9 protein-coding genes, 1 tRNA gene and 1 pseudogene are annotated in these 6,887 nt (G+C 33.2%); 9 read left to right on the top strand and 2 right to left on the bottom strand.

The genetic code is table 11. From position 1 onward, the window contains the following. The 3 genes and pseudogenes from B3J44_RS01745 to B3J44_RS01755 form a co-directional block, all read left to right on the top strand. A pseudogene (locus B3J44_RS01745) lies at positions 1-120 on the top strand (methylmalonyl-CoA epimerase); the annotation flags it as partial. 147 nt (positions 121-267) lie between these two features. After that, positions 268-341: transfer RNA gene (locus B3J44_RS01750), tRNA-Ile, on the top strand. 157 nt (positions 342-498) lie between these two features. Further along, positions 499-918 (top strand): very short patch repair endonuclease, encoded by a 420-nt coding sequence (locus B3J44_RS01755; protein WP_286965233.1) that lies wholly within the window; start codon positions 499-501, stop codon positions 916-918. Here the strand turns inward: B3J44_RS01755 and dcm are convergent. Continuing rightward, positions 915-1,901, bottom strand: coding sequence for a DNA (cytosine-5-)-methyltransferase (gene dcm, locus B3J44_RS01760; protein ID WP_286965235.1), 987 nt, complete (start codon positions 1,899-1,901; stop codon positions 915-917). The genes B3J44_RS01755 and dcm overlap by 4 nt on opposite strands. Positions 1,902-2,342: 441 nt before the next feature. Between dcm and B3J44_RS01765 the strand changes: the two genes are divergently transcribed. Continuing rightward, the gene (locus tag B3J44_RS01765; protein WP_286965237.1) at positions 2,343-2,621 is read left to right on the top strand and encodes a hypothetical protein; all 279 of its coding nucleotides are present in this window, start codon (positions 2,343-2,345) and stop codon (positions 2,619-2,621) included. Between the two features lie 33 nt (positions 2,622-2,654). On the opposite strand, the gene B3J44_RS01770 is transcribed toward B3J44_RS01765, so the two are convergent. Next, positions 2,655-3,245: a riboflavin synthase gene (locus B3J44_RS01770; protein ID WP_278020243.1), complete on the bottom strand. Its 591-nt coding sequence runs from the start codon at positions 3,243-3,245 to the stop codon at positions 2,655-2,657. A gap of 57 nt (positions 3,246-3,302) precedes the next feature. On the opposite strand from B3J44_RS01770, the gene pdxA reads away from it, so the two are divergent. The 5 genes from pdxA (at position 3,303) to accB (ending at position 6,887) form a co-directional block, all read left to right on the top strand. After that, entirely contained in the window at positions 3,303-4,352 is a 1,050-nt protein-coding gene (gene pdxA / locus B3J44_RS01775; protein ID WP_286965239.1) for a 4-hydroxythreonine-4-phosphate dehydrogenase PdxA, read from the top strand. Positions 4,353-4,457: 105 nt separating this feature from the next. Continuing rightward, positions 4,458-5,000, top strand: a complete 543-nt coding sequence (locus B3J44_RS01780; protein ID WP_198855385.1) for a YceD family protein — start codon at positions 4,458-4,460, stop codon at positions 4,998-5,000. Positions 5,001-5,009: 9 nt separating this feature from the next. After that, the gene (rpmF, locus tag B3J44_RS01785) at positions 5,010-5,204 is read left to right on the top strand and encodes a 50S ribosomal protein L32 (protein WP_008465217.1); all 195 of its coding nucleotides are present in this window, start codon (positions 5,010-5,012) and stop codon (positions 5,202-5,204) included. A 175-nt stretch (positions 5,205-5,379) separates the two neighbouring features. Then, on the top strand, positions 5,380-6,378 hold the full coding sequence (locus B3J44_RS01790; RefSeq protein WP_095928351.1) for a beta-ketoacyl-ACP synthase III: 999 nt from the start codon (positions 5,380-5,382) through the stop codon (positions 6,376-6,378). Positions 6,379-6,401: 23 nt separating this feature from the next. After that, positions 6,402-6,887 (top strand): acetyl-CoA carboxylase biotin carboxyl carrier protein, encoded by a 486-nt coding sequence (gene accB / locus B3J44_RS01795; RefSeq protein WP_095928350.1) that lies wholly within the window; start codon positions 6,402-6,404, stop codon positions 6,885-6,887.

Below are 6,887 nucleotides of genomic sequence, written 5' to 3' on the forward strand. Positions count from 1 at the left end.
GAAGGTTTTGTCTTAATTAATGAAGTTCCGAAGAAGGGAGCCGATAATAAATTGGTCGTTTTTCTGCATCCGAAGAACACAAATGGTGTTTTGGTCGAGCTTTGTCAAGAAATTAAATAAAAAAATGTCATTTTAATTTTTGAATAAGACGTTGAAAATCAATTTCGTTTTTGAGATTCAAAAAAAGATTTAAAAATAAAATACAAATGATGTCTTAAAATATTTGGAGTGAATGAAAAATAGTAGTAATATTGCATCCTCTAAACCGGTCCTATAGCTCAGCTGGTTAGAGCACCTGACTCATAATCAGGTGGTCCCTGGTTCGAGCCCAGGTGGGACCACTCTTTTAGAAACACAAAGCCTTTACAGAAATGTAAAGGCTTTTTTGTTTTTGATGCTTTGCAGATGTGAAAATTGAAATTTTCCGCATCAAAAATTAAACTTTACTTTTCTTAAAATCCCTTAACTTTATCCGTCCAAAACAAATTTAATCTTCAGATGGATGGATTAACTCCAGAACAGAGGAGGAAAACTATGCAGGCGATAAAAAGTACTGCTACAAAAGGCGAAGTAAGGCTTGCTAAAGCGTTATGGAAATTGGGTCACAGATACCGAAAAAATAATAAAAAGGTATTTGGAAGGCCTGATCTTACTTTTGCCAAATATAAAATTGCCATTTTTGTCGATAGCGAGTTTTTTCATGGAAAAGATTGGGAAACGGAGCAGCTGAGAATTAAAACGAATCGCGAATATTGGATTCCGAAAATTGAAAGAAATATACAGCGGGACGAAGAAGTCAATGCTTTTCTGGTTTCTGAAAATTGGACTATTTTGAGGTTCTGGAGTAAAGAAATTGAAAAAAATCTGGAAGTTTGCCTGGCAAAAATAGAAGGAACAATTATGCTTTTAAGTATTTAAATTTTTTCGGCTTTTAATTGTCTGGTTTCAGCCTTCTCAATGCATTTGAATATTTCGGTGGCAAGTCTTTCTATAACAGGCATGCTTACTGAGTTTCCAGCTTGTTTGTAAAGACTAGAATTTGAAATTTTAGGCAATTTATAATGATCAGGAAAGCCTTGAAAACGAAAACACTCTCTTGGCGTTAATTTTCTAAAACCAAATTCAGTTGTGATAATGGGAACATTGTGACCGCCAGTTCCCATATTTGCAGTTAACGTGGGACAAACTTCTTTTTTGTTTTCTCGTACATATTGCCTTCTGAACTGATAAATTCTATCTTTTCTCACAACAGATTCTTTCAGCATGTTGTACATGTATTTGTCTTCGGTGTAATAGAATTTTTTATCGACTTTTTCTTTTGTGATTAAATCGGTAACTTTTTTGGTTAATTCTTCTTTTTCGGGAAAATTGAATTTGAAACCTTTTTTGACGAAATCTTTGTCAAACGCAACCATGAAAATTCGTTCTCGATTGTGTGGAATGTTTCCAAAATCTTTGGTGTTGAGAATTGCGCTGTCAAAAGTATAATTGCGTTTTTTTATTTCACGCTGAATTACTTTCATGGTGTTTCCTTTGTCATGTCCTTTTAGGTTTTTGACATTTTCAAGAAATACCACTTTCGGTCTCATTTCATCAATAAAATCTAATATTTTAAAGAAATGATTTCCTCTACTGTCTTTAAAACCTTTTCTATGGCCAGCAAGAGAAAAGGGCTGGCACGGAAATCCAGCAGTTAGAATGTCAATTTTATGGAGATCTTTTGTCTCAAGTTGCATTACATCGCCTTCGATAAGAGTATGATCGAAGTTATTTCTGTAGGTAACGCAAGCTTTTTTATCAAATTCATTCGCCCATTCTAATTTAAAACCTGCATTTTCAAAACCTAGACAAATGCCGCCAACACCTGCGTATAAACTTCCGACTGTATATTGGTTTTTCATTTGCTTGATTGAGAGTTGTTAATTGCTTTAAATTTGAGTAGTCGAATTTATTTTTTACAAATATATTAATTTGAGAGTATTCTCTATTGTATCTGTGTTGAATCTAAACTTAGTTTTGATAGGTTTGTTTTACAGAATTTTTGAAAAGACTAAAAAATAGATTTTTTTAAAATCAGGAAATTCTTATAAGCTTGTAAGAGTTGAGATTAGTAATAAAAAAAAGGTATTGTCCTCTGTGGCGTTTTCTGAAAAGGATTATTGGGGTTTTAGTTAAAACTGTTAAAATTTGTTTTGTATTTTTGATTTTAAAAGTTGGTTTTGTGCAAAAAACTTATACTTTTGTCCAAGATTTTGGAGGTAGAAATATATTTGTATGAAATTTCCGCCAAAGAATATTTGTCAATAATTATCTAGAATTGCAGTTTGCAATAGCTTGAATTTATGAAGAATCTAAAAGCCCCATTTTTAGTAATTGCCTTATTATTAAATGTTTTATTAGTTACAGCTGGATCTGAGCATCCTCCAAAACCGATGCTAAATAGCGCTAAAAGTATGAATACAACAGCAGGTGAGGATGATGATTGCGAAGATCTGGTTGAAGATTGTGATAATCATGCTGGTATACCAATAGATCAAAATATTATATTTCTAGCAATAGGAGGTTTGGCTTTAGGTCTTACCGTGATATATAAAAATAACATAAAAAAAGCTTCAATTTAAATTGAAGCTTTTTTTATGTTGAAATGCAAAACGTTATTTGTTGATGGAATAAAGTCTAGAAATGTATTTTCCTACGACATCAAATTCAAGATTTATTTTTGTTCCAACTTTGAAATCTTTAAAGTTAGTGTGCTCATAAGTATATGGGATAATTGAGACACTAAATTCATTTTCTTTAGAATTTACTACCGTAAGACTCACTCCATTTACAGTAATCGAGCCTTTTTCAATTGTAATATTGTTTTGGTTTTTATCGTATTCAAAAGTGTAATTCCAGCTTCCGTTTGCTTCTTCGATTTTAATGCAAGTTCCAGTTTGGTCTACGTGGCCTTGTACGATATGTCCGTCTAGACGGTCGCCAAGCTTCATTCCTCTTTCTAAATTTACAATGTCACCAGCTTTCCAATCGCCAATATTGGTTTTTAGAATGGTTTCGTCTATTGCGGTTACGGTATAAAGAGAGTCTTTAATTGCAACTACTGTAAGGCATATTCCGTTATGCGAGACGCTCTGGTCTATTTTTAATTCGTGAGTTATTGATGAGTCAACGGTTACGTGAAGATTGTTTTGGTCTTTCTGAATTTCATGAATCCTACCAAGTGTTTCTATAATTCCTGTGAACATTGTGGTTTTATTTTACTAAATTTGCACATCAAAATTAGTAATAAATAAACTGAGCTCATGAATAAAAAAGCAGAAAATATAATTGTTGGAATTTCAGTTGGAGATTTAAACGGTATTGGAAGCGAAGTTATACTAAAAACATTCGAAGATTCTCGTATGTTGGAATTGTGTACGCCGGTTATTTTTGCAAATGCTAAAATTCTTTCTTTTGTTAGAAAAAGTTTTACATCGACAGTTCAATTTCACGGAGTTGATAAATTAGATCAAGTTATTCCAGGTAAAGTAAATGTTTTAAATCTTTGGAGAGAAGGTGTTGATATTAACTTTGGAGCAAATGATCCTAAAATAGGAGAATACGCAATTAAATCTTTTACAGCAGCTACACAAGCATTGAAAGATGGTGAAATTGATGTTTTAGTAACAGCCCCTATTAATAAATACAATATACAATCTGAAGATTTTAAATTTCCGGGTCACACAGATTATTTGAATCAGGAATTAGAAGGCGATGCGCTTATGATGATGGTTCAAGATAATTTGCGAGTAGGTTTAATTACGGATCACGTGCCATTAAATGAAGTGGCTTCTCATTTAACTGAAGAGTTAATTGCTAAAAAAATTGAAACTATAAGAAAATCTCTAGTTCAAGATTTTAGTATTGTTAAGCCGAAAATTGCAGTTTTAGGATTAAATCCGCATGCTGGTGATGGTGGTGTAATTGGAAAAGAAGACGATTTGGTTTTGAAGCCAACATTGAAAAAAATATTTGATTCAGGAACGATGGTTTTCGGTCCATTTCCAGCAGATGGTTTTTTTGGAAGCGGTCACTATGAAAAATATGATGCTATTGTAGCAATGTATCATGATCAAGGATTAATTCCGTTTAAGACATTGTCTTTTGGAAAAGGAGTGAATTATACAGCAGGTTTGAATAAAGTTAGAACCTCTCCAGACCACGGTACAGCTTATGATATCGCTGGAAAAGACATGGCAGATTACAATTCGTTTAAGGAGGCAGTATATCTTGCGATCGATATTTTTCGCTCGCGTAATCAGTATGAGGAGATTAGCCAAAAACCTCTTAAAATAAAAGAAAAACAGTTATAAACAAAAAAAGGTGAATAAGATTATTAGATTTGTAATAATTTTATATCTTTGCACCCCAATTCAGATATCTAGTTTTAGAACTGAATTGTTCAAATTGATGTTGAAATGAGCAAAACAAAAGAATTTTTAATTCCTTTCGTAGGATTAAAACTAGGAAAACACCATTTTGAGTATCAGATAAATAACGAGTTCTTTAAGAATTTTGAGTACGATGAGTTTCAAAATTCTGATATTAAAGTCAATTTACTTTTTGATAAGAAAAGTAATATGTTAGAGTTAGAATTCAAACACAAAGGAGCGGTAAACGTGCCTTGTGATCTAACAGGCGAAGATTTTGATTTACCTATAAAAGGGAAAATGAAGTTAATAGTTCGCTTTGGAGATGAATTTAATGATGATAATGAAGAATTGTTGATTTTACCACATGGTGAACATGAGATAGATGTGGCGCAGTATATTTATGAAATGATCGCGCTTTCTGTACCTCAAAAAAGAATTCATCCAGGGGTTAAAGATGGAAGCCTTCAGACAGAAGCTTTGACAAAACTGAATGAGCTGAGTGTAAAAGAACAAAAGGAAGAGAGTAACAAAGAAGAAGATATTGACCCGCGTTGGGAAAAATTAAAGAAACTATTAACGGATAAATAATATAGTAAAATGGCACATCCTAAGAGAAAAACCTCGAAAACAAGAAGAGATAAGAGAAGAACACATTACAAAGCTACTGTAGCTCAAATCGCTACATGTCCTATTACAGGTGAGGCGCATTTATACCACAGAGCTTACTGGCATGAAGGTAAAATGTACTACAGAGGGCAAGTTGTTATCGATAAATCTGAAGCGGTTGCTTAATACGTTTTTGTAAATTATACTAGAACTCTCACATAGTGAGAGTTTTTTTTGTTGGTTATAATTTTTGTTTTTTAGGAAAATATAGACAAATTCGTTACGTTTTTTTTTGTAATTTTCGGGTCTTTTAAAAATTTTTCAAATTAATCATAATTTGAAAGGAAAATAATAGAATATAATGAATACAATCACAGCCGCAATTACCGCTGTTGGAGCTTATGTTCCTGACTTCGTTCTTTCGAACCAAGTGCTAGAAACAATGGTTGATACCAATGATGAGTGGATTACCGCTCGAACAGGAATTAAAGAAAGAAGAATTCTTAAAGATGCTGATAAAGGTACATCGTACCTTGCTATACAAGCAGCAAAGGATTTGATTGCTAAAGCAAATATTGATCCGCTTGAGATTGATATGATTATAATGGCAACTGCAACGCCAGATATGATGGTGGCTTCTACAGGAGTTTTTGTTGCAACAGAAATTGGAGCAACAAATGCATTTGCATATGATTTGCAAGCTGCATGTTCAAGTTTCTTGTACGGAATGTCGACGGCTGCAGCATATGTTCAGTCAGGACGTTACAAAAAAGTACTTTTAATTGGTGCTGATAAAATGTCATCAATTGTAGATTATACAGACAGAGCAACTTGTATTATTTTTGGTGATGGAGCTGGAGCAGTTCTTTTTGAACCAAATTATGAAGGCTTAGGTTTGCAAGATGAATATTTAAGAAGTGACGGCGTAGGACGCGACTTCCTTAAAATTCCTGCAGGAGGTTCTTTGATTCCACCTTCAGAAGATACTGTAAAAAACAGACAGCACAATATTATGCAAGACGGTAAAACTGTTTTCAAATATGCTGTAACTAATATGGCAGATGCCAGCGAATTGATTTTACAAAGAAACAATTTGACAAATCAAGATGTTGACTGGTTGGTACCACACCAAGCTAACAAACGTATCATTGATGCTACTGCTGGAAGATTAGAATTAGAAGATTCTAAAGTTTTGGTAAACATTGAAAAATACGGAAATACTACTTCTGGAACTTTACCATTAGTATTGGCTGATTTTGAAAATAAGCTTAAAAAAGGAGATAACATTATCTTTGCTGCTTTTGGTGGTGGATTCACTTGGGGATCTATCTACTTAAAATGGGCTTACGATAAGAAATAAATTAAAACTAAAAACGAATCATTATGGATTTAAAAGAAATTCAAAACCTAATCAAATTTGTTGCAAATTCGGGCGTTGCAGAAGTGAAGTTAGAAATGGATGATGTAAAAATCACGATCAGAACAACTTTAGAAACAAATGTAACTGAGGCAACTTACGTACAGCAATTACCTGCTCAAGCAGCTTTACCTCAAGCGGCAGTTCCACAAGTTACAGCTCCAACAGTTGTAAGTGTAACTCCAGAAGCACCAGCTGCTAACGATTCTAAATATATTACTATAAAATCTCCAATCATTGGTACATTCTATAGAAAACCATCTCCAGATAAACCAGTTTTCACTGAAGTTGGAAGCACTGTATCTAAAGGTGATGTTCTTTGCGTAATTGAAGCAATGAAATTATTCAACGAAATCGAATCTGAAGTTTCTGGTAAAATTGTAAAAATTCTAGTTGACGATATGTCTCCAGTAGAATTTGATCAACCTTTATTCTTAGTAGATCCATCATAA

The organism is Flavobacterium sp. UBA4854, assembly GCF_002399805.1.
GTDB lineage: Bacteria > Bacteroidota > Bacteroidia > Flavobacteriales > Flavobacteriaceae > Flavobacterium > Flavobacterium ginsengisoli.